Source organism: Pseudomonas sp. PsB, assembly GCF_043658375.1.
GTDB lineage: Bacteria > Pseudomonadota > Gammaproteobacteria > Pseudomonadales > Pseudomonadaceae > Aquipseudomonas > Aquipseudomonas putida_Z.
Map to the genome: position 1 here is coordinate 716499 of NZ_JBIGLU010000001.1, position 22181 is coordinate 738679.

Here is a 22181-nt window from a genome sequence, read left to right on the forward strand (position 1 = left end):
AAGCCGTCGTCTACCCTGTGCTAATATCCTGCCCCTGTTCATTATTTCCATATGGGTTGCCCATGAAGTTGTCCATGCCGCGTTTCGATCAAGCCCCGGTACTGGTGGTCGGCGATGTCATGCTCGACCGCTACTGGCATGGCGGTACTTCGCGTATCTCGCCTGAAGCGCCAGTCCCGGTGGTCAAGGTCGATCAGATCGAGGATCGCCCCGGCGGCGCGGCCAACGTTGCCTTGAACATCGCCGCCCTGGGCGCGCCGGCTTCGCTGATTGGCGTCACCGGCCAGGACGAGGCCGCCGACAGCCTGGCCAACAGCCTGCAGGCTGCAGGCGTGCGCTCGGTGTTCCAGCGCATCGCGCACCAGCCGACCATCGTCAAGCTGCGGGTCATGAGCCGTCACCAGCAGTTGCTGCGCATCGATTTCGAAGAACCGTTCGCCACCGACCCGCTGTCGCTGGGCGCAGAGGTCGACAGCCTGCTCGAGGGCGTCAAGGTGCTGGTCCTGTCCGACTACGGCAAGGGCGCACTGAAAAACCACCAGAGCCTGATCCAGGCGGCGCGGGCCAAGGGCATTCCGGTGCTGGCCGACCCCAAGGGCAAGGACTTTTCCATCTACCGTGGCGCTAGCCTGATCACCCCCAACCTCAGCGAGTTCGAGACCATCGTCGGCCGTTGCGTCGATGAGGCCGAGCTGGTCGCCAAGGGCCTGCAGCTGCTGCAGGACCTGGACCTTGGCGCCTTGCTGGTGACCCGTGGCGAGCACGGCATGACCCTGCTGCGCGTCGGCCAGCCGGCGCTGCACCTGCCGGCGCGGGCGCGTGAAGTGTTCGATGTGACCGGTGCCGGTGATACCGTCATCTCCACCCTCGCCGCGGCCATCGCTGCCGGCGAGGACCTGCCCCACGCCGTGGCCCTGGCCAACCTGGCGGCGGGCATCGTGGTCGGCAAGCTGGGTACGGCTGCGATCAGCGCCCCCGAGCTGCGCCGGGCGATCCAGCGTGAGGAAGGCTCCGAGCGCGGCGTGCTGGGCCTGGAGCAACTGCTGCTGGCCATCGACGACGCGCGGGCACACAAAGAGAAGATCGTCTTCACCAACGGCTGCTTCGACATCCTGCATGCCGGGCATGTCACCTACCTGGAACAGGCGCGGGCCCAGGGCGATCGCCTGATCGTCGCGGTCAACGACGATGCCTCGGTCAGCCGCCTGAAAGGGCCGGGCCGGCCGATCAACAGCGTCGACCGGCGCATGGCCGTACTGGCCGGGCTGGGGGCAGTGGACTGGGTCATCAGCTTCCCCGAGGGCACGCCGGAGAACCTGCTGAGCCAGGTCAAGCCGGACGTGCTGGTCAAGGGTGGCGACTATGGCATCGACCAGGTGGTGGGTGCCGATATCGTCAAGGCCTATGGCGGTACCGTGAAGGTGCTGGGGCTGGTCGAGAACAGCTCGACCACTGCGATCGTCGAGAAGATTCGCAAGAACTGATCGAACCTCTGAGGCTGCCTCATTACCTGTAGGAGCAGCCTTGTGCTGCGAAGAGGCCGGTAGGGCAAAAGTATTTCTTTGGCTCTACCGGCCTCTTCGCAGCACAAGGCTGCTCCTACAGGGGCGGCGCAGGCCTCGGAATCTTATTTGTGCAGTGAAGTACGCGCCCGCTCCAGCAGTTCCCGCGCCTTGTCGCCAAACCGCTGCAGGTGCGATGCCCGCACCGGCTTGTTCTCCACCAACCCCTGCTGCTTCACCCAATCCTTCCAGCGCACCCGCTCGTCCGTGACCACCCAGCCTTCCTGCCGGGCAAAACTTTCGGCCAGGTACAGCCCGCGTGTGCTCGCCGGCACCAGTTCATCCTTCTTCACGGTATACAGCTCAGCCAGTGGCTGGCCGTCCTTCAGTGGCATCAGGTACAGGTCTGGCCGTTTGCGGTTTAGCCGCGCCACCAGTTGGTCGCCCTCCAGCCGCTCATCAACGTGGAACAGGCTGAGCTTCTTGGCGTCCCGGGGTACCTGCAGGCGCATGTCGTAGATCAGTTGCAGCGAGGCGGTGGGCAGGTGCACATACGCCCGTGGCCGTTCCAGCAGCATCAGCTTGCCGCAGTGCACCGGGCGCGCGGCACCGGACTCCGGGGCCAGCACAAAGTGCGGCGTTTCGCGGTAGTGCAGGGCGGCAGCGTAGGGCACCGGCAACCAGGTGTCGTTGAAGCGCCCGCCCAGCCAGCCTTCCGGGGTTTCCAGCAGGCATTCCTCGGCCACTTCCTGCACGGCCGTGTGCAATGGCAGGTTCAGCTCCTGCGCCGGCACATAGCCGGAAATCAGTTTCAGCACCACATCGCCACGGTCTTGCCGGCGCTGACGTACCAGCACCCAATAATCGCGGTTCTGCCAATGCAGGGTCAGCCGCACCGACACGCCCAGGTTGGCCAGTTCGATCACGAAGCGCTGCACGTCGGGCAACTGGATGGCCTTGCGCCGTTGTTGGATCTGGGCAAAGTTCAGCGGCATGCCGATGCTCTGGTAGATCAGCCCTTCGGGCGTGGCCTCGACATGCAGCGGCAGTGTCTTGAAGTTGCTCGGGTTCTTGCGGATCAGCGTTCGCGCCACGAGGCTCCTCCTTGCGTCGGGTCAGTCCAGGCCCGAGGGCCTGGGGCAACTCAATGCTGGCCCAGGATACGGGCGACGGTGGCCACATTGTGGGCCAGGTGCAACGGATTGATGGTGCCGACGATAGCACTGCTGACGCCCGGGTGGGCGAACAGCAGCTCGAAGCTGGCCTGCACCGGGTCAACGCCCGGGGCCAGGCAGATATGCCCGCTGGCCAGGGCCTTCTTCACCAGGATGGCCTTGCCGTGTTCGGCAGCGTAGTCCAGCACCGGGCGTTCTGCCTGTTCGTTGAGGTTGTAGGTGACCATGGCGCAGTCGCCTTGCTCCAGCGCCTTCAGGCCGCCGGCGACGGTCTTGCCGGACAGGCCGAAGCCGAGGATTTTGCCCTCCTGCTTGAGCTCGGCAAGGGTCTGGTAGACCTCCTGCTGTTCCAGGATCGCCAGGTCGTTGCCGTCGGAATGCACCAGCACCAGCTCGATGCGGTCGGTTTCCAGGCGCCGCAGGCTGCGCTCCACCGAGCGGCGGGTGTGGGCGGCGCTGAAATCGAAGTGCGATTGGCCATTGTCGAATTCTTCGCCAACCTTGCTGACGATCACCCATTCATCGCGCTGGCCGCGCAGCAGCGGGCCCAGGCGCTCTTCGCTGCGGCCGTAGGCCGGGGCGGTGTCGATCAGGTTGATGCCCAGCTCGCGGGCCTGGGCCAGCAGCAGGCGGGCTTCGTCATCGCCGGGGATGGTAAAGCCGGTGGGGTACTTCACGCCCTGGTCGCGGCCCAGCTTGACCGTGCCCAGGCCCAGCGGCGAAACCTTGAAGCCGGTGCTGCCCAAGGGGCGATGGAAGTCGTGAAGGGTCGGCAGGCTCATGGCAGCAGTTGCTCCCAGGCCGGTACGCCCAGCGGTGGGCGTGGCAGGTCGGCCAGGTCGGCCTGTGCCTGTGGGCGGATACCGTCGCGCTCCAGGTGGCTGATGACCCGGTCGCTGAAGTCCGGTGCCAGGGCCAGCTTGGTCGGCCAGCCCACCAGCAGGCGTTGCTGGTCGGCGAGGAAGGCGTTGTCCGGGCGTACCAGGCCCGATTGCGCCGGTTCCGCACGGTTGACCCGCAGGGTGGCCCAGCGCACCTGGCTCTGGTCGACCCATGGCAGCAGGCTGGCGATCTCTTTCTGTGCCGCGGCGATTTGCGCAGCCGGCTCGCGGGCAACGCCTTCGGCTTCGGCCAGGTCGCCGCCCAGGTACCAGACCCACTGGCCATCGGCGGCGGGGTGGGTGGTAACCGTCACCCGTGGCTTTGGCCCGCCACCCAGGCAATGGGCGTAAAGCGGTTTCAGGTTGGCACCCTTGGCCATCACCATATGTAGCGGGCGTGTCTGCATGGCTGGCTGGTTCAGGCCCAGGGCATGCAGCAGCTCTTCGGTGCCGGCGCCGGCGCTGAGCACGATGCGCTGAGCGCGGATGTCGCGCTCGTCGACGCGCAGGCCGACCAGGTCGTCGCCCTCGCGCAGTGGCTCGATGCGCTCACCGGCCAGCAGGCTGTCGCCTGCCAGTTCGGCCAGGTTGGCCAGCAGGCTGGGTACGTCGATGACCAGTTCGGCCAGGCGATAGACCTTGCCCTTGAAGGCGCGGTCCTGCAGCGCCGGCGGCAGTTGCTCGCCCTTCACCTGGTCGACCCGGCCGCGCACGGCCTTGCTGGCGAAGAAGCTGGTTAGGTTGCCGGCCAGGGTGCCTGGTGACCACAGGTAGTGGGCGTCGGACAGCAGGCGGGTGCGGGTCAGGTCCAGCTCGCCGCTGCCGCTGAGCGCTTCGCGCCAGCGTCGCGGCATGTCGGCGATGGCTTCCGAGGCGCCTGTCAGGGCACCGTGCAGGGCGTACTTGGTGCCGCCATGGATGATGCCCTGGGACTTGATGGTCTGCTCGCCGCCAAGGCTGGCGCGTTCCACCAGTACTGTCGAGTAGCCCAGCCGGCGCAGGCGGGCATTTAGCCAGAGGCCTGCGACCCCGGCGCCGACGATCAGCACGTCAGTGGAAATGGCGGATGGCATGGCGGTACCTCGAAGACTGGGACAGCTGGCAAGTATACAGGGTCGGGCCGATGTGGGCTTTGCGTTCCTGGGGCTGCTGCGCAGCCCTATCGCGACACAAGGCCGCTCCTACAGGCCCCGCGCATGCCTCGGTCCCTGTAGGAGCGGCCTTGTGTCGCGATAGGGCCGCGAAGCGGCCCCAAAATCCATCAGGCAAACATCAATGCCCAGCAGTCTTCGAAAACAGCTGAATCACCACCACCCCACCCACAATCATGGCCATCCCCAGCATCGCAGGCACATCCAGCTTCTGCCCATAGATCACCAGCGCCGCCACACTGATCAACACAATCCCCAGCCCCGACCAGATGGCATAGGCGATCCCCACCGGAATGCTGCGCACCACCAGGGTCAGCATCCAGAACGCAATACCATAGCCAACCACCATCAGCAGCAACGGCACGGGCGTGCTCAAGCCTTTCACCGCTTTCATGGAAGCGGTGGCGATGACTTCGGCGCAGATGGCGATGGCGAGGTAGGTGTAGGCATTCATGGCGGGATCCTCCGGTAACTGGTCGGGCATTCTAGACGTAACCTGGATGGGGTAAAGTCATTACCTATCACTATTGGAGATAGGTCGATGGCCGAGCAGTGGAACCTTGAACAGTTGCGTACCTTCCTGCGCGTTGCGGAACTGCGCTCGTTCTCTGCCGTGGCCCGCGAGCAGCGCAAGGCCCAGTCGGCGATCAGCAGCTCGATCGCTTTGCTCGAAACCGACCTGGGGGTCACCTTGTTCGAGCGCAGCAGTGGCCGGCAGCCCAAGCTGACCGAGAACGGCAGCGCCCTGCTGGAAGATGCCCGCGAACTGTTGCGCCAGTGCGAGCGCCTGGATGGCCGTGCGTTGGCGCTGATGCGCGGGCAGGAGGCCTTGTTGCGGGTCGCCCAGGACGAAGCCATGCCCTACCAGCCGGTCATCGACAGCCTCGACGAGCTGGCCAGCCGCTACCCGTTCCTGGAGGTGCAACTGGCCAGCGGTGCCCAGGGCGATGTGGCGCGCAAGCTGGTGGAGCGGCGCGCTGATCTTGGCCTGTTCTTCCACCACGAGAGCATCCCGGCCTCGCTGGAGCGGCGCGCCCTGGGCAGTGTGGAAATGGTCACGGTGTGCGCGGTCGGCCACCCGCTCGCCGGCGAAGGCCGGGTTACCCGGCAGCAACTGGCGCGCCACCGACAATTGCTGATTGCCCCGCAGCAAAGCGGCTACCCCGGCGGCGAAGCGATCAGCCCGCAGGTGTGGCGCGCCGACAGCTTCTATGCCATGGCCGAACTGCTGATGCGCGGCCTGGGCTGGGCCTGGCTGCCGCGGCACGTGGTGCAGTACCCGACCTACCAGGCGCACATGGTCGAACTGGACAGCGAGTGGCGGCCACCGGCCTTGGTGGTGGAACTGGCCTGGCGCCGCGACGAGCCACTGGGGCCTGCCGCGCAGTGGCTGGCCGAGCGCTTTGCGGTGCACCTGCGCGCGATCGGGTAAACTCCGCGGCCATGAACAGAACTCTCTATACCTTGTTGTTTCACCTGGGCCTGCCGCTGGTTGCGCTGCGCCTGTACCTGCGCGCGCGCAAGGCGCCGGCCTATGGCCAACGCATCGGCGAGCGCTTTGCTTTCAGGCTGCCGGCCATGCGCCGGGGCGGCATCTGGGTGCACGCCGTGTCGGTGGGCGAGAGCATTGCGGCGGCACCGATGGTGCGCGCCTTGCTCAAGGCCTACCCGGAATTGCCGATCACGCTTACCTGCATGACCCCGACCGGTTCAGAGCGCATTCGCGCCATGTTCGCTGACGAACCTCGCGTGCAGCATTGCTACCTGCCCTACGACCTGCCTTGGGCGGCAGGGCGTTTTCTCGACCATGTGCAGCCGAAGCTGGGCATCATCATGGAAACCGAGCTGTGGCCCAACCACATTCACCAGTGTGCGAAGCGCGGCATTCCAGTAGCGCTGGCCAACGCACGCTTGTCTGAGCGCTCGGCCCGTGGCTATGGGCGCTTTGCCAGGCTGACCCGGCCGATGCTGGCCGAGATGAGCCTGATTGCCGTGCAGACCGAAACCGAGGCCCAGCGCTTCCGTGACCTGGGCGCGCGTCCGGAGTGCGTGCAGGTCACCGGTTCGATCAAGTTCGACCTGAAGATCGATGAGCAACTGTTGCCGCGTGCCAAGGCATTGCGTGAACAATGGGGGGCCGAACAGCGCCCGGTGTGGATCGCCGCCAGCACCCACGAAGGTGAAGATGCGTTGATCCTGCAGGCACATCGGCAGTTGTTGCAGGTGCATGGCGATGCCCTGCTGATCCTGGTGCCGCGCCACCCCGAGCGATTCGCAGCGGTGCATACGCTGTGCAGCGAACAGTTCACCACCGTGCGGCGCTCTGCCGGCACGCCGGTTGATGCGCAGACTCGCGTATTGCTCGGCGATACCATGGGCGAACTGCTGTTCCTCTATGCCCTGGCCGACATTGCCTTCGTCGGTGGCAGCCTGGTGGCGACCGGCGGGCACAACCCGCTGGAGCCCGCGGCGCTGGCCTTGCCGGTACTGATGGGGCCGCATGTGTTCAACTTCCTCGAAATCAGCGCGATGCTGCGCGAGGCGGGGGCGTTGCAGCAGGTGGACGATGCCGACGGGCTGGCCGAAGCGGTGCGGCGGCTGGTCGAGTTGCCGCAGGATGCACAGCGCATGGGCGAGGCGGGCAGGGCGGTAATGCGGGCCAACGAGGGCGCATTGCAGCGCTTGCTCGATGGCCTGGGCAAACTCATCAGCTGAGTTCTAAACAGATGTCAGCAATGGTGCGGTCCTTGTAGGAGCGGCCTTGGTCCAGCACTTTCAGGGGCGACGCTCGAAGTTCTTCGCCGCTGCAGCCGCCAGGTCCGGCGGCAGGAAGTCCTTGTCCGGGTTGTAGTCTGGCTTCAGGTACCGCTTGAGGTCCTGCAGGTCCTGCGGGCTCAAGGTGCCGGCCGCCTGTTTCAGGCTCAGGTTGTCGAGGATGTAGTCGTAGCGGCTGTTGTTGTAGTCGCGCACCGAGGTGTACAGCTGACGTTGGGCGTCAAGCACGTCGACGATATTGCGGGTACCCACCTGGTAGCCGATCTCGGTGGCTTCCAGCGCGCTCTGGTTGGAGATGATCGACTGCTTGCGCGCTTGCACCTGTTCCACGTCGGTGTTTACCGCGCGGTGCAGGTTGCGGGTGTTTTCCACCACCTGGCGGCGCAGGCTTTCACGCTGCTGCTCGCTCTGGCTCAGGCGCTGGTAGGCCTCGCGCACCTGCGAACTGGTCAGGCCGCCGCTGTAGATCGGGATGTTCAACTGCAGGCCGATGCTGGTCTGCTCGACGTCGCCGCTATAGCGCGAAACGGGGGCCGGCGCGGGGTTGGTGAAACCGAAGTTGTCGTTGTCACCCTTCTGGTACTTGGCAACTGCGTCCAGGGTCGGCGCGTGGCCGGCCTTGCGCTGGCGCAGGGTTTCCTCGGCAGCGACGACCGCGTGGTTGGTGGCCAGCAGGTTGAGGTTCTGGCGCCCGGCGGTTTCGACCCAGGCCTTGGCGTCGTTGGGCGTAGGGACCTGCACCGGCAAGGTATGAACCACGCCTTGAATCGACGTGTATTCCCGGTTGGTCAGGGTCACCAGGGCCTCGAAGGCATCCTGTACCTGGCGCTCGGCAATGATCCGGTTGGCCCGGGCCGTGTCGTAGCTGGCCTGGGATTGCAGCACGTCGGTCTTGTCGGAGAGGCCGACGTCGAATCGTTCGTTGGACTGGTCCAGCTGGCGCTTGAAGGCAGCTTCCTCGGCCTTGGTCGCAGCCAGGTTGTCCTGGGCACGGAGCACGGCGAAGTAATTCTGCGCGGTTTGCAGGATCAGGTTCTGTTCGGTCGCCGACAGCTCCAGCGCTGCCTGTTCGTTGACCGCCTCGGCCGCCTGCAACTGGAACCAGCGGTCAGCGCGGAAGATAGGCTGCGCCAGGGTCGCGCTCCAGGTATTGCCGCTGCGGTTGCTGGTGGCTGATGGTTCGTCCAGCTTGGTGCGGGTGTTCAGCATTTCGGCACCGGCCGAAAGGTTGGGCAGCAACCCGGCGCGAGCCTGCGGTACCACTTCACGGCGGGCGCCGTAATCGGCGCGGGCCGCAGCCAGGTCAGCATTGTTGTCGACCGCTTCCTGATAGACGCTGACCAGGTCGGTTTTCACTGTAGTGGGCACGTCCGCTGCCCAGACCACTCCGTTGGACGCACAAGACACGGCTATTGCCAGTGAGAGTTTGCGCAGCATAGAGGCAATCCTTGTACGAAATTGAATTACTGAACTGTTGAGTATCGAGCGACGGGCCAGTGTAGTGCCATGCGCACCCGGCAACAATCGCTCGGGGTGCCTTTCATCATCCGCGCATTTACCTGCTTGGCTTTGCCGACCACTCCAGTCTAGACTGCGCATGTTCTTGTCGGGGTGCCTTGAAGCAAAGGCTGAGATCGCAAAGTTGCGGATCCCGTTGAACCTGATCAGGTTAGCGCCTGCGTAGGGAACAAGATTGCTCACCTTCCCGGGGAGCCTCTTGTGCCAGGTCCGGGAATGTCGCAGCTGCATGCAGCTTCAGGCACCCCCATATCCGGCACTGCACTCATCAAGGGTGCGTCCGCGCCTTTCAGGTTCACCCCGACATTCCACTGCTAGGAAGCCGTCTGGAGAGCCTGTGATGACCAAACAAGAAAAAGCGATCAACCTCAGCGAATCGGCACAAGTCGATCAGCAGTCCGTGCAACCGTTCCCGCGTTCGCGCAAGGTGTATGTCGAAGGCTCACGCCCGGACATCCGCGTGCCCATGCGTGAAATCAGCCTGGACGACACCCCGACCGATTTCGGTGGCGAGTCCAATGCCCCGGTGCTGGTCTACGATACTTCCGGCCCGTACACCGACCCCAACGTTGTCATCGACGTACGCAAGGGCCTGGCCGACGTGCGTTCGGCGTGGATCGAGGCACGCGGTGACACCGAGCGCCTGGCTGGCCTGAGCTCCGACTTCGGCCAGCAGCGCCTGAACGATGCCGAACTGGCCAAGCTGCGTTTCGCCCACGTGCGCAACCCGCGCCGTGCCAAGGCGGGCGCCAACGTCTCGCAGATGCACTATGCCCGCCAGGGCATCATCACCGCCGAGATGGAATACGTGGCCATCCGCGAAAACATGAAGCTGCAAGAGGCACGCGCCGCCGGCCTGCTCGACGAGCAGCACGCCGGCCACAGCTTCGGGGCCAACATTCCGAAAGAAATCACCCCCGAGTTCGTTCGCCAGGAAATCGCCCGTGGCCGCGCGATCATCCCGGCCAACATCAACCACCCGGAAGTGGAGCCGATGATCATCGGCCGCAATTTCCTGGTGAAGATCAACGGCAACATCGGCAACAGCGCCCTGGGTTCCTCGATCGAGGAAGAAGTGGCCAAGTTGACCTGGGGCATCCGCTGGGGTTCGGACACGGTCATGGACCTGTCCACCGGCAAGCACATTCACGAAACCCGTGAGTGGATCATCCGCAACTCGCCGGTGCCGATTGGTACCGTGCCGATCTACCAGGCCCTGGAAAAGGTCAACGGCGTGGCCGAAGACCTGACCTGGGAGCTGTTCCGCGACACCCTGATCGAGCAGGCCGAGCAAGGTGTGGACTACTTCACCATCCACGCTGGTGTGCTGCTGCGCTATGTGCCGCTGACCGCCAAGCGCGTCACCGGTATCGTCAGCCGTGGTGGCTCGATCATGGCCAAGTGGTGCCTGGCGCACCACAAGGAAAACTTCCTGTACACCCACTTCGACGAAATCTGCGAAATCATGAAGGCCTACGACGTCAGCTTCTCGCTGGGCGACGGCCTGCGCCCCGGCTCGATTGCCGACGCCAACGATGCCGCGCAGTTCGGTGAGCTGGAAACCCTTGGCGAGCTGACCAAGATCGCCTGGAAGCACGACGTGCAGTGCATGATCGAAGGCCCCGGCCACGTGCCGATGCAGCTGATCAAGGAGAACATGGACAAGCAGCTGGAGTGCTGCGACGAGGCGCCGTTCTACACCCTCGGCCCGCTGACCACCGATATCGCTCCTGGCTACGACCACATCACCTCGGGCATTGGTGCGGCGATGATCGGCTGGTTCGGTTGCGCCATGCTCTGCTACGTCACGCCCAAGGAGCACCTGGGCCTGCCGAACAAGGATGATGTGAAGACCGGCATCATCACCTACAAGATCGCCGCTCATGCCGCCGACCTTGCCAAGGGCCACCCGGGTGCGCAGATTCGTGACAACGCCTTGTCCAAGGCACGCTTCGAGTTCCGTTGGGAAGACCAGTTCAACCTCGGCCTGGACCCGGACACTGCCCGTGCCTACCACGACGAGACCCTGCCAAAGGAATCGGCCAAGGTCGCGCACTTCTGCTCGATGTGCGGGCCGAAGTTCTGCTCGATGAAGATCACCCAGGAAGTGCGTGAATACGCCGCCAAGATCGAAACCGTGGATGTGACGGTCGAGCAAGGCATGCGTGAGCAGGCCGAGCGGTTCCGCCAGGAAGGCAGCCAGCTGTATCACAAAGTCTAAGTCGCAGCGCTGACCCCTGTAGGAGCGGCCTTGTGTCGCGATGGGCCGCGAAGCGGCCCCGGCAATTTCAGCCGCGAAGCTGAAAACCTGGGGCCGCTTTGCGGCCCTTTCGCGACACAAGGCCGCTCCTACAGCGACCGCGTCCAATCCAATACCTTGCCGAGTGTCAAAGCATGACCACCCCCAGCCAATTCTCCCCCGACCACCCGGTCCCCACCGCCCAGCGCATCTTCGGCGCCCGCGACCTGTTCTCGCTATGGTTCTCCCTCGGCATCGGCCTGATGGTGCTGCAGGTCGGCGCCATGCTGGCCCCTGGCCTGGGCCTTGCCGGCGCGGTGCTGGCTATCGCCCTGGGCACCGGTGTGGGTGTGCTGCTGCTGGGGGCTGCCGGTGTCATCGGCAGCGATACCGGCCTGTCGGCCATGGGCACCCTGAAACTGAGCCTGGGTGGCCATGGTGCGCGTTTGCCGGCGATGCTCAACCTGCTGCAACTGGTGGGCTGGGGCGCGTTCGAGATCATCGTCATGCGCGATGCCGCCAGCCTGCTGGGCGCGCGGGCGTTCGGCGAAGCCAGCGCCTGGAACAGCCCTATGCTCTGGACCCTGTGCTTCGGCGCCCTGGCCACTCTGCTCGCGGTCGGTGGGCCGCTGGCGTTCGTGCGCAAGGTGCTGCGCACCTGGGGCATCTGGCTGCTGCTGGGCGCTTGCCTGTGGCTGACCTGGAACCTGTTCGCCAAGGCCGACCTGGCGGCACTGTGGGACCGTGCCGGTGACGGTTCGATGTCGCTGGCCGTGGGCTTCGACATCGCCATCGCCATGCCGCTGTCCTGGTTGCCGCTGATCGCGGATTACTCGCGTTTTGCCCGTAACGGCAAACATGTATTCGGCGGTACGGTGGTGGGCTACTTCATCGGCAACACCTGGCTGATGAGCCTGGGCGTGGGCTACACCTTGGCCTTCGCCGGCAGTGGCGAAGCCAACGCCCTGCTGCTGGCCCTCGCGGGCGCCGGCATGGGCATTCCACTGCTGCTGATTCTGCTGGACGAGTCGGAAAAGGCTTTTGCCGACATTCACTCGGCAGCCGTTTCCACCGGTGTGCTGGTGCGCCTGAAGGTCGAGCACCTGGCGCTGGCCATTGGCGTGCTGTGCACGCTGATCGCCTTGCTGGCGCCACTGGCACAGTACGAGAACTTCCTGCTGCTGATCGGCTCGGTGTTTGCACCGTTGTTCGGTGTGGTATTGATGGACCATTACGTGATCCGTCGCCGCCGCTTGCCGGCACAGGTGCATGGCTTGCACTGGCAGGCACTGCTGGCCTGGGCGGTGGGCGTTGCCGCGTACCATCTGATCGCCGCGCAAGCGCCGGACCTGGGTGCGACCCTGCCGGCATTGCTGCTGGCAGGGCTACTGCACGGGCTGTTGAGCTTCAGCCGCGGCCGGGAAACAGCTCGGGCTTGAGCACGCCATTCAGGCGTGGGTACGGGATCTTCAACTCCACGTGGCCCATGGAGTAGGGCGCGATGGAATAGACCTCGTACTTGACCACCACCGCGCCGTACGTCAGGGCGACGTGCGGCGACTGCTTGAACGGCCAGGTCTTGATGAACTCGGCGTCCTTGTCCATGCCTACGCTGATCAGCCAGGCGCGGTGCGACTCCTCGACGGTTTTCCAGAAGGTGTCTTCCTGGCCAGGCACCAGCATGTCCTGCAGGGTCAGCACCTTGTCCAGCTTGCGCGAATAGTTGATGAAACCACGCCCGGGCATGCCATGGGCGCCGCCGCTGTCCAGGTAGCTGGACAGTTCGATGATCACCAGTCCGTCATGCTGCTCGCGTACCTTGGCCTGCAGGTAGCTGCTGTTGCGCTTGTCGGCACTGGCCAGGTACTGCTGCTCGTAGGCTTGCAGGCTGGTCGGTGCGTTGCCGCGCTGGTTGTCTTCGGTCAGTTGCAGCAGGCGTTTCTCGACAATGCCATCGAGCTTGGGCAAGGCCGGGAAGTGGATCATGTCGATGTTCACCAGCGGGCAGTCGCTTTCGCTGCAGCCGGGTTTGACATGCTCCCAGGCATCACGCTTGACCTCGAGCGGCGCCCGGTAGTTGGGCGTGAACAGGCTTTGGCAGGCACCCAGGGCCAGGGCCAGCACAGCCACGGAAGTCAGTTTGACAAGTGTCATGAGGATCCTTGCAGAACAGGGAAAAGTCGGCCTTTGACCGTCTGCGCGGCCTTCAGTTCGCCACTAAGCTAACAGAGAGAAGGCGCGCTGTCCCGAGTGCGCGAACGGTTGCCGGAAAGGGATGAAACCGGCAGGCGTGCAGAGTAGGATGGCGCGATGCGGTATTCGAGGTAATGAGGATTTCCATGTCAGACGCGTTGAACTCAGTGCCCAAGGGCTTCGAAATCATCGAGCGGGCCAACTGCTTCCAGGGTTTTTACAAGCTCGACAAGCTACGCCTGCGCCACGAGTTGTTTGTCGGGGGCATGGGCCGCGAGATCAGCCGCGAACTGTTCGTGCGCCATGATGCGGTGTGCGTGCTGCCGTACGACCCGTTGCGCGATGAAGTGGTGCTGATCGAGCAGTTCCGCGTTGGTGCACTGGACAAGGTCGACAACCCCTGGCTGATCGAGATGGTGGCCGGGCTGATCGACAAGGACGAGCAACCCGAGGAAGTGGCCCATCGCGAAGCCGAAGAAGAAGCCGGCCTGACCTTCAGCGCCCTGTGGCCGATGACCCGTTACTTCCCGTCGCCCGGCGGCAGTGACGAATACGTTCACCTGTTCCTCGGCCGTTGCAGCAGCGAAGGGGCGGGCGGCCTGCATGGCCTGGAAGAAGAGGGCGAGGACATTCGCGTGCGCGTGTGGTCGTTCGAGGATGCCATGCAGGCGGTGCGCGACGGGCGCATCTGCAACGCGGCGACCATCATCGGCCTGCAATGGCTGGCGCTGAACCGTGACGAAGTACGAGGTATGTGGAAGTGAACCTGCTGCGCGAGCGTTATCGGGTCGATCTGGTCGGGCTGCAGGCAGCCTGCGAGGCCAACTACGCCCGGCTGATGCGCCTGTTGCCCGACATGCGCACCACCCAGAGCTCGCGCCGCATCGGCATGACCCAGGGCGACCAGATGCTTGGCGTGCTGGTGCTCGACGTGGTGCTGGCCTGCCCGTACACCACCACCCTGCACGTGCGCCAGGAGCACAGCCTGCCGTGGTTGCCGGTGCCGCACCTGGAAGTGCAGGTGTACCACGATGCGCGCATGGCCGAAGTGGTCAGTGCCGAACACACCCGGCGCCTGCGCAGCATCTACCCGTATCCGAACGAGGCCATGCACCAGCCGGACGAAAAGGCCCAGCTCAACCTGTTCCTCGGTGAATGGCTGAGCCACTGCCTGGCTTGTGGTCACGAACTGGCGAGCGTTCGCTGAAGTGTGACGCAGGTCGTTCGTGGGTGTTTGCTCGCACCCGTTGTGCAGCCATAATTCGCGCTGAATCCGTTCGAGGAGACGGCCGTTGCCGCAGCCAGACCAATCGCGCCCCGTGCATGTGGTGCAACTGACCGATGCCCACCTGTTCGCCGACCCGGCCGGCAGCATGCTGGGCCTCAATACCCGTGACAGCCTGCGCCATGTAGTGGCCCAGGTGCGACGGGAGCAACCGCTAGTCGACCTGCTGCTGTGCACTGGTGACCTGTCCCAGGACGCCAGCGTGGCGTCCTATGAAGCATTCCGTGAGCTGACCGCACCGTTTGCCGTGCCCACCCGCTGGTTGCCTGGCAACCATGACGAGGCCCGAGTCATGGCGCAAGTGGCGCCGGAGCTGGTACAGGCGGTGACCGATATCGGTGCGTGGCGCATCGTCATGCTCAACACGGCCGTACCCGGGGCGACGCACGGGCTGTTGGAGGATGACCAGCTGGCAGTGCTGGAAACGGCCTTGCGAGAGGCGGGTGAACGGCATTGCCTGGTGTGCTTCCACCATCAGCCGGTGGATATCGGCTGTGCCTGGATCGCGCCGATCGGCTTGCGCAACGCCCAGGCGCTGTTCGATATCGTCGAGGGTTATCCACAGGTGCGGGCGCTGCTGTGGGGGCATGTGCACCAGGAATGGGATGAAGTGCGTGGCGGCCTGCGCCTGCTGGCCACTCCGTCGACCTGTATCCAGTTCGCGGCGCGTAGCGAGGATTTTCAAGTGAGCGAGGAGCAGCCTGGATACCGCTGGCTGCGCCTGCACGCCGACGGGCGGTTGGAGACCGGGGTAGAGCGGGCACTGGATTTCCAGGTGAAGCTCGACTTCGATAGCCCTGGTTATTGAGCTGCGGCTGCAGACGCGCTCAATTGTAGGAGCGGCCTTGTGTCGCGATGGGCCGCAGAGCGGCCCCGGCAATATTTGTGGCGCAGCTGAAACCCTGGGGCCGCTTCGCGCCCCATCGCGACACAAGGCCGCTCCTACAGGGAACTGTGGTTGCGACTTCGGTGAAGAAATTGTTGCGAAACCCGTGACACTGCGTCAAAACCCGGCGAACGCGCTACACTGCGCGTCCCTGCGCCCATATCACCGGGCGCGAAGCCACAGATTCCGGGGGCAGCATGTCGGGTTCCATCCTCTATATCCATGGCTTCAACAGCTCGCCACTTTCGACCAAGGCGCGCCAACTCGAGGCCGTGATGCAGCAACTGGGCCTGTCGGCCCAACTGCGGGTGCCCGCCTTGCACCACCACCCACGGCAGGCCATCGCCCAGCTCGAAGCGGCCATCGCCGAGCTGGGCGCGCCACTGCTGGTGGGCAGTTCGCTCGGCGGCTACTATGCCACCTGTCTGGCCGAGCGCCACGGCCTCAAGGCCCTGCTGGTGAACCCGGCGGTAACACCGCACAAGCATTTCGACGGCTACCTGGGCACCCAGCACAATCACTACACCGGCGAAGCCTGGGAGCTGACCCACGATCATGTGCAGGCCCTGGCCGAACTGGAAGTACCAGCGCCGGTGGACGCCAGCCGCTATCAAGTGTGGTTGCAGACCGCCGATGAAACCCTGGACTATCGCCACGCCGAGCGCTATTACCGTGCTTGTGCCCTGCGCATCCAGGCCGGTGGCGACCACAGCTTCCAGGGCTTCGCCGAGCGCCTGCCGGCACTGCTGGCCTTCGCCGGCATTGCCCGTGGGCAGTACGCAGCGCTCGATTTTTCTGTATTTTGACTTTTTTGCATTCACCAGACTGACGACGAGACCCTATGGCCACTCCCAGCGCTAGCGCCTATAACGCAGACGCCATCGAAGTCCTCTCGGGCCTTGACCCGGTCCGCAAGCGGCCGGGCATGTACACCGATACCAGCCGCCCCAACCACCTGGCCCAGGAAGTCATCGACAACAGTGTCGACGAAGCCCTGGCCGGTCACGCCCGTTCGGTGCAGGTCATCCTCCATGCCGACCACTCGCTGGAAGTCAGCGACGATGGTCGCGGCATGCCGGTGGACATCCACCCGGAAGAGGGCGTTTCCGGGGTCGAGCTGATCCTCACCAAACTGCACGCCGGCGGCAAGTTCTCCAACAAGAACTACCAGTTCTCCGGTGGCCTTCACGGCGTGGGCATCTCGGTAGTCAACGCCCTGTCGACCCAGGTGCGCGTGCGCGTCAAACGTGACGGCAACGAATACCAGATGACCTTCGCCGATGGCTTCAAGGCCAGCGAGCTGGAAGTGGTCGGCTCGGTCGGCAAGCGCAACACCGGTACCAGCGTGTACTTCAGCCCCGACCCCAAGTACTTCGATTCGCCGAAGTTCTCCATCAGCCGCCTCAAGCACGTGCTCAAGGCCAAGGCCGTGCTGTGCCCGGGCCTGCTGGTCAGCTTCGAGGACAAGGCCAGCGGCGAGAAGGTCGAATGGCACTACGAGGACGGCCTGCGCTCATACCTGGTGGACTCGGTAAACGAGTTCCAGCGCCTGCCCGACGAGCCGTTCTGCGGCAGCCTGGCCGGTAACAAGGAGGCGGTGGACTGGGCCTTGCTGTGGCTGCCAGAAGGCGGCGACAGCATCCAGGAAAGCTACGTCAACCTGATCCCTACCGCCCAGGGCGGCACCCACGTCAACGGCCTGCGCCAGGGCCTGCTGGATGCCATGCGCGAGTTCTGCGAGTTCCGCAACCTGCTGCCGCGCGGCGTGAAGCTGGCGCCGGAAGACGTCTGGGAACGCATCACCTTCGTGCTGTCGATGAAGATGCAGGACCCGCAGTTCTCCGGGCAGACCAAGGAGCGCCTGTCGTCGCGCGAGGCGGCGGCCTTCGTTTCCGGCGTGGTCAAGGATGCCTTCAGCCTGTGGCTCAACGCCCACCCAGAGCTGGGCATGCAACTGGCGGAGCTGGCCATCAGCAACGCCGGGCGCCGCCTGAAGGCCAGCAAGAAGGTCGAACGCAAACGCATCACCCAGGGCCCGGCACTCCCCGGCAAACTGGCCGATTGCGCCGGCCAGGATCCGATGCGCGCCGAACTGTTCCTGGTCGAGGGTGACTCGGCCGGTGGCTCGGCCAAGCAGGCACGCGACAAGGAATTCCAGGCGATCCTGCCGCTGCGCGGCAAGATCCTCAACACCTGGGAAGTGGACGGTGGCGAAGTCCTGGCCAGCCAGGAAGTGCACAACATCGCCGTGGCCATTGGCGTCGACCCGGGGGCCACTGACCTTGCGCAGCTGCGCTACGGCAAGATCTGCATCCTTGCCGACGCCGACTCCGACGGCCTGCACATCGCCACGCTGCTGTGCGCGCTGTTCGTCCAGCACTTCCGCGCGCTGGTCGAGGCCGGGCATGTGTACGTGGCCATGCCGCCGCTGTACCGCATCGACCTGGGCAAGGAAATCTACTACGCCCTCGACGAGGCCGAGCGCGACGGTATCCTCGATCGCCTGGTGGCCGAGAAGAAACGCGGCAAGCCACAGGTAACCCGCTTCAAGGGCCTGGGCGAGATGAACCCGCCACAGCTGCGCGAGACCACCATGGACCCGAACACCCGGCGCCTGGTGCAGCTGACCCTGGACGATGTGCAGGCCACCTGCGAGCTGATGGACAAACTGCTGGCCAAGAAGCGCGCGGGTGACCGCAAGAGCTGGCTGGAAACCAAGGGTAACCTGGCCGAGGTCATGGTTTGATTCGGCGGCTTCTGGCTGCCTGTCTGGCGCTGGTTGCCCTGCCGAGCCTGGCGGGCAACTGGCCAGAGTTGAAGCTGAGCGCCGAGCACCCGATCGAAGGCATGCGCGGTGGCAACCTGTCTGGCCTGGTGGAATGCCGGGGCGGGCTGTGGGGCGTGTCCGACCGCGACGACGACCGTATCTACCGCTTCGACCAGCAAAACCCGACCTGGCGCGCGCAGCCGCTCACCTTCACCCCGCCAGCGGTGCCGGAAAGTGGCCTGCCGTGGGGTCTGAAGTCGCGCAACTGGGCGGCGTCGTATATTCGTGGCGGCGAGCTGGATTTCGAAGGCATCAGCTGTGACCAGGCGGGTAACCTGTACCTGGTCAGCGAGGCGCATGCCGCGGTGCTGCAACTGCCGCTGGAAGGCGAAGCGGACTGGTTGAAGATCGACCCGGCCATGGTTCGTCAGGCCCGTGCCAGCGGCATGCTGCTGAACTTCAACGCCTTGTTCGAAGGCCTGGCGATCAACCCGGCGGGCGACCGCCTGTGGCTGGCCGCCGAGCGCGAGCGGCGGGGCCTGGTGGCCATCGAGCGCCAGCAATCGGTGTGGACCTGCGGCCGCAGTTGCGTGCTGCTGAGCGAGGCTGGCGTCGAAATGCAGCCGGCGCAGATGCCCAATGCCCAGGCACTGTCGCGCGACTTCGCTGACCTTGCCTGGTTCGAAGGCAAGCTGTTCACCCTCGAACGCAACGCCTACCGGGTCTGCCGTCGGGATACTGACAGTGGCAAGGTCGAGCGCTGCTGGTCGTTCGCTGCCGATGCCCTGGTCGAGTCGCGCCGCTATCAACAGCCGTTCGGCCTGGCCGAGGCCCTGGTGATCGATGCCAAGGGCGCCTGGATCGGTGTGGACAACAACAACGGCGCCCGCGCCGATGGCGAGGCACGCCCGATCGTCTGGCGCTTCGATGCGCCGGAAGGCGGATGGAGCGCCAAGCCATGAGCCAGGCACCGGGCAAGCGGGCTGGCAAGGTATTGATGATCGTCGCCTGGGCGGCGGCGCTGTTCCTTGCCACGCGTTTCTTCGGCCAATGGGAAGACAGCCAGCGCAACCCCAATGCCCAGGTGCAGTCGTCGCATGGCGAAGGCTTTATCGAGGTGCGCCTGCTGGGCAACGGCCAGGGCCACTTCGTGATGGATGGCGCAATCAACGGCCAGGTGGTGCATTTCATGCTCGACACCGGTGCCACCGACGTGGCCATCCCCGAGGCGCTGGGCCGCGAGTTGGGCCTGGAGCGTGGCAGCCCGGTGCAGCTCAGTACCGCCAACGGCCGTACCGAAGGCTACCGCACGCGCCTGGCCAGCCTGCAACTGGGGGATATCCGCCTGCAGGACGTGCGCGCCATCGTGGTGCCGGGCCTGGATGGGCAGACCGTATTGCTGGGCATGAGTGCCCTGAAACAACTTGAATTTACCCAGCGCGGCGGCACCATGCTGCTGCGCCAGAACCTGAAATGACGAGGCCCGCATGAGCGACTCACTGGAACTCAGCCTGGACGGCGTGGAACGCCGCTCGCTGGCTGACTTCACCGAACAGGCCTACCTCAACTACTCCATGTACGTGATCATGGACCGCGCCCTGCCGCACATCGGCGATGGTCTGAAGCCGGTGCAGCGACGCATCGTCTACGCCATGAGCGAGTTGGGGCTCGATGCCGATGCCAAGCACAAGAAGTCGGCGCGTACCGTCGGTGACGTGCTCGGCAAGTTCCACCCCCACGGCGACTCGGCCTGCTACGAGGCCATGGTGCTGATGGCGCAGCCGTTCAGCTACCGCTATACCCTGGTCGACGGCCAGGGCAACTGGGGTGCGCCGGACGATCCGAAGTCGTTCGCTGCCATGCGTTATACCGAAGCGCGTCTTTCGCGCTACGCCGAAGTGCTGCTCAGCGAAGTCGGCCAGGGCACCGTGGACTGGGTGCCCAACTTCGACGGCACCCTGCAGGAGCCCGCCGTGCTGCCGGCGCGCCTGCCCAACATCCTGCTCAACGGCACCACTGGTATCGCTGTGGGCATGGCCACCGACGTGCCGCCGCACAACCTGCGTGAAGTGGCCACGGCCTGCGTGCGCCTGCTCGACGAGCCCAAGGCCACCATCGAGCAGCTGTGCGAGCACATTCAGGGGCCGGACTACCCGACCGAGGCCGAGATCGTCACGCCGCGGGCAGAAATCCTGAAGATGTACGAAAGCGGCCGCGGCTCCATCCGCATGCGCGCCGTGTACCGCGTCGAGGATGGCGACATCGTCGTCACCGCGCTGCCGCACCAGGTCTCCGGGGCCAAGGTGCTGGAGCAGATCGCCGCGCAGATGCAGGCCAAGAAGCTGCCGATGGTCGCCGACCTGCGTGACGAGTCGGACCACGAGAACCCGTGCCGCATCGTCATCATCCCGCGCTCCAACCGCGTGGATGCCGATGAACTGATGCAGCACCTGTTTGCCACCACCGACCTGGAAAGCAGCTACCGGGTCAACGTCAACATCATCGGCCTGGACGGCAGGCCACAGCTTAAGAACCTGCGAGCGCTGCTGCTGGAGTGGCTGGAGTTCCGTACCACTACCGTCCGTCGCCGCCTGCAGCACCGCCTGGACAAGGTGGAGAAGCGCCTGCACTTGTTGGAAGGTTTGCTGACCGCGTTCCTCAACCTGGATGAAGTTATCCACATCATCCGTACCGAGGACCAGCCCAAGCAAGCCCTGATCGCCCGTTTCGACCTGACCGAAATCCAGGCCGACTACATCCTCGAGACCCGCCTGCGGCAGCTGGCGCGCCTGGAAGAGATGAAGATCCGCGGCGAGCAGGATGAATTGCTGAAAGAGCAGGCCAAACTGCTCGCCCTGCTGGGCAGCGATGCCAAGCTGCGCAAACTGGTACGCAGCGAGCTGATCAAGGATGCCGAAAACTATGGCGACGACCGCCGCTCGCCGATCGTCGAGCGTGCCGAGGCCAAGGCGCTGTCGGAAAACGAACTGATGCCGACCGAGCCGGTCACCGTGGTGCTGTCTGAGAAGGGCTGGGTGCGCTGCGCCAAGGGCCACGACATCGATGCCACCGGCCTGTCGTACAAGGCCGGCGATGGCTTCAAGGCCGCCGCCGCCGGGCGCTCCAACCAGTTTGCCGTGCTCATCGACTCCACTGGCCGCAGCTACTCGCTGGCCGCTCACAGCCTGCCGTCGGCGCGTGGTCAGGGTGAACCGCTGACCGGTCGCCTGACGCCACCACCGGGGGCCACCTTCGAGTGCGTGCTGTTGCCGGACGACGATGCGCTGTACGTGGTGGCTTCGGACGCCGGCTATGGCTTCGTGGTCAAGGGTGAAGACCTGCAGGCCAAGAACAAGGCCGGCAAGGGCTTGCTCAGCCTGCCCAACGGTGCCAAGGTCATGACCCCGCGCCCGGTGGCCAACCGCGAGCAGGACTGGCTGGCGGCGGTGACCACCGAAGGCCGTCTGCTGGTGTTCAAGGTCAGCGACCTGCCTCAGCTGGGCAAAGGCAAGGGCAACAAGATCATCGGGGTGCCGGGCGACCGGGTAGCCAGCCGTGAAGAATTTGTTACCGATCTGGCTGTGATTGCCGATGGCGCGACACTTGTATTGCAAGCCGGCAAGCGTACCCTATCTCTGAAAGCGGACGACCTGGAGCATTACAAGGGCGAGCGCGGACGGCGCGGCAGCAAGCTGCCACGCGGGTTCCAGCGGGTCGATGGGTTGCAGGTGGAAGTGCCGGCGTAACCGGTTGAAATGTCTGGAACGGCAATTTCAGCGTCGTTCCGGGCAGAAATGCTGGAGTCGGAC

General features: G+C 64.8%; 19 protein-coding genes and 1 riboswitch. Of the genes, 13 read left to right on the plus strand and 6 right to left on the minus strand.

Annotated elements, in window-relative coordinates; all coding sequences use genetic code 11:
- Nucleotides 1–62 precede the first annotated feature (62 nt).
- The gene (hldE, locus tag ACGLHT_RS03255; protein ID WP_025340854.1) at nucleotides 63–1484 is read left to right on the plus strand and encodes a bifunctional D-glycero-beta-D-manno-heptose-7-phosphate kinase/D-glycero-beta-D-manno-heptose 1-phosphate adenylyltransferase HldE; all 1422 of its coding nucleotides are present in this window, start codon (nucleotides 63–65) and stop codon (nucleotides 1482–1484) included.
- 143 nt (nucleotides 1485–1627) lie between these two features.
- On the opposite strand, the gene ACGLHT_RS03260 is transcribed toward hldE, so the two are convergent.
- The 4 genes from ACGLHT_RS03260 to ACGLHT_RS03275 all read right to left on the minus strand — a co-directional run bounded on the left by ACGLHT_RS03260 (nucleotide 1628) and on the right by ACGLHT_RS03275 (nucleotide 5163).
- Nucleotides 1628–2596, minus strand: a complete 969-nt coding sequence (locus ACGLHT_RS03260) for a metal ABC transporter ATPase (RefSeq protein ID WP_075046548.1) — start codon at nucleotides 2594–2596, stop codon at nucleotides 1628–1630.
- A gap of 50 nt (nucleotides 2597–2646) precedes the next feature.
- Nucleotides 2647–3459: an aldo/keto reductase gene (locus ACGLHT_RS03265; protein WP_013974470.1), complete on the minus strand. Its 813-nt coding sequence runs from the start codon at nucleotides 3457–3459 to the stop codon at nucleotides 2647–2649.
- Nucleotides 3456–4631 carry an FAD-binding oxidoreductase gene (locus ACGLHT_RS03270; protein ID WP_137162526.1) on the minus strand — a complete coding sequence of 392 codons (1176 nt, stop codon included), beginning with the start codon at nucleotides 4629–4631 and terminating at the stop codon, nucleotides 3456–3458. The genes ACGLHT_RS03265 and ACGLHT_RS03270 overlap by 4 nt, the downstream gene beginning before the upstream one ends.
- A gap of 199 nt (nucleotides 4632–4830) precedes the next feature.
- Nucleotides 4831–5163 (minus strand): multidrug efflux SMR transporter, encoded by a 333-nt coding sequence (locus ACGLHT_RS03275; RefSeq protein ID WP_137162525.1) that lies wholly within the window; start codon nucleotides 5161–5163, stop codon nucleotides 4831–4833.
- A gap of 87 nt (nucleotides 5164–5250) precedes the next feature.
- Between ACGLHT_RS03275 and ACGLHT_RS03280 the strand changes: the two genes are divergently transcribed.
- Together ACGLHT_RS03280 and waaA are read left to right on the plus strand one after the other, a co-directional pair.
- Nucleotides 5251–6141: a LysR family transcriptional regulator gene (locus ACGLHT_RS03280; protein ID WP_137162524.1), complete on the plus strand. Its 891-nt coding sequence runs from the start codon at nucleotides 5251–5253 to the stop codon at nucleotides 6139–6141.
- 11 nt (nucleotides 6142–6152) lie between these two features.
- Entirely contained in the window at nucleotides 6153–7424 is a 1272-nt protein-coding gene (waaA, locus tag ACGLHT_RS03285) for a lipid IV(A) 3-deoxy-D-manno-octulosonic acid transferase (RefSeq protein WP_137162523.1), read from the plus strand.
- 60 nt (nucleotides 7425–7484) lie between these two features.
- On the opposite strand, the gene ACGLHT_RS03290 is transcribed toward waaA, so the two are convergent.
- Nucleotides 7485–8921: a TolC family outer membrane protein gene (locus tag ACGLHT_RS03290; protein WP_025340848.1), complete on the minus strand. Its 1437-nt coding sequence runs from the start codon at nucleotides 8919–8921 to the stop codon at nucleotides 7485–7487.
- A 160-nt stretch (nucleotides 8922–9081) separates the two neighbouring features.
- A riboswitch (TPP riboswitch) is annotated at nucleotides 9082–9188 on the plus strand.
- Between the two features lie 154 nt (nucleotides 9189–9342).
- Here ACGLHT_RS03290 and thiC point away from each other — a divergent pair.
- Both thiC and cytX read left to right on the plus strand, forming a co-directional pair.
- Nucleotides 9343–11223 (plus strand): phosphomethylpyrimidine synthase ThiC, encoded by a 1881-nt coding sequence (gene thiC / locus ACGLHT_RS03295; RefSeq protein ID WP_025340847.1) that lies wholly within the window; start codon nucleotides 9343–9345, stop codon nucleotides 11221–11223.
- Between the two features lie 173 nt (nucleotides 11224–11396).
- Entirely contained in the window at nucleotides 11397–12680 is a 1284-nt protein-coding gene (cytX, locus tag ACGLHT_RS03300; protein WP_274078199.1) for a putative hydroxymethylpyrimidine transporter CytX, read from the plus strand.
- Here cytX and ACGLHT_RS03305 read toward each other — a convergent pair.
- Nucleotides 12649–13395: an RsiV family protein gene (locus ACGLHT_RS03305; RefSeq protein WP_025340845.1), complete on the minus strand. Its 747-nt coding sequence runs from the start codon at nucleotides 13393–13395 to the stop codon at nucleotides 12649–12651. The genes cytX and ACGLHT_RS03305 overlap by 32 nt on opposite strands.
- A 185-nt stretch (nucleotides 13396–13580) precedes the next feature.
- On the opposite strand from ACGLHT_RS03305, the gene ACGLHT_RS03310 reads away from it, so the two are divergent.
- The 8 genes from ACGLHT_RS03310 (at nucleotide 13581) to parC (ending at nucleotide 22118) form a co-directional block, all read left to right on the plus strand.
- A complete protein-coding gene (locus ACGLHT_RS03310) occupies nucleotides 13581–14198 on the plus strand; it encodes an NUDIX domain-containing protein (RefSeq protein WP_137162521.1) in 618 nt (205 codons plus the stop codon).
- A complete protein-coding gene (locus tag ACGLHT_RS03315) occupies nucleotides 14189–14641 on the plus strand; it encodes a DUF1249 domain-containing protein (protein ID WP_016501905.1) in 453 nt (150 codons plus the stop codon). The genes ACGLHT_RS03310 and ACGLHT_RS03315 overlap by 10 nt, the downstream gene beginning before the upstream one ends.
- Nucleotides 14642–14726: 85 nt before the next feature.
- Nucleotides 14727–15527 (plus strand): 3',5'-cyclic-AMP phosphodiesterase, encoded by an 801-nt coding sequence (gene cpdA, locus ACGLHT_RS03320; RefSeq protein WP_137162520.1) that lies wholly within the window; start codon nucleotides 14727–14729, stop codon nucleotides 15525–15527.
- Between the two features lie 275 nt (nucleotides 15528–15802).
- The gene (locus ACGLHT_RS03325) at nucleotides 15803–16411 is read left to right on the plus strand and encodes a YqiA/YcfP family alpha/beta fold hydrolase (RefSeq protein WP_025340842.1); all 609 of its coding nucleotides are present in this window, start codon (nucleotides 15803–15805) and stop codon (nucleotides 16409–16411) included.
- Nucleotides 16412–16446: 35 nt separating this feature from the next.
- Nucleotides 16447–18351: a DNA topoisomerase IV subunit B gene (gene parE / locus ACGLHT_RS03330; RefSeq protein WP_015272020.1), complete on the plus strand. Its 1905-nt coding sequence runs from the start codon at nucleotides 16447–16449 to the stop codon at nucleotides 18349–18351.
- On the plus strand, nucleotides 18348–19334 hold the full coding sequence (locus ACGLHT_RS03335; RefSeq protein ID WP_025340841.1) for an esterase-like activity of phytase family protein: 987 nt from the start codon (nucleotides 18348–18350) through the stop codon (nucleotides 19332–19334). Before parE ends, ACGLHT_RS03335 begins: the two co-directional genes overlap by 4 nt.
- Nucleotides 19331–19849 carry a TIGR02281 family clan AA aspartic protease gene (locus tag ACGLHT_RS03340; RefSeq protein ID WP_025340840.1) on the plus strand — a complete coding sequence of 173 codons (519 nt, stop codon included), beginning with the start codon at nucleotides 19331–19333 and terminating at the stop codon, nucleotides 19847–19849. The genes ACGLHT_RS03335 and ACGLHT_RS03340 overlap by 4 nt, the downstream gene beginning before the upstream one ends.
- A 10-nt stretch (nucleotides 19850–19859) precedes the next feature.
- On the plus strand, nucleotides 19860–22118 hold the full coding sequence (gene parC / locus ACGLHT_RS03345; protein ID WP_274078198.1) for a DNA topoisomerase IV subunit A: 2259 nt from the start codon (nucleotides 19860–19862) through the stop codon (nucleotides 22116–22118).
- Nucleotides 22119–22181 lie beyond the last annotated feature (63 nt).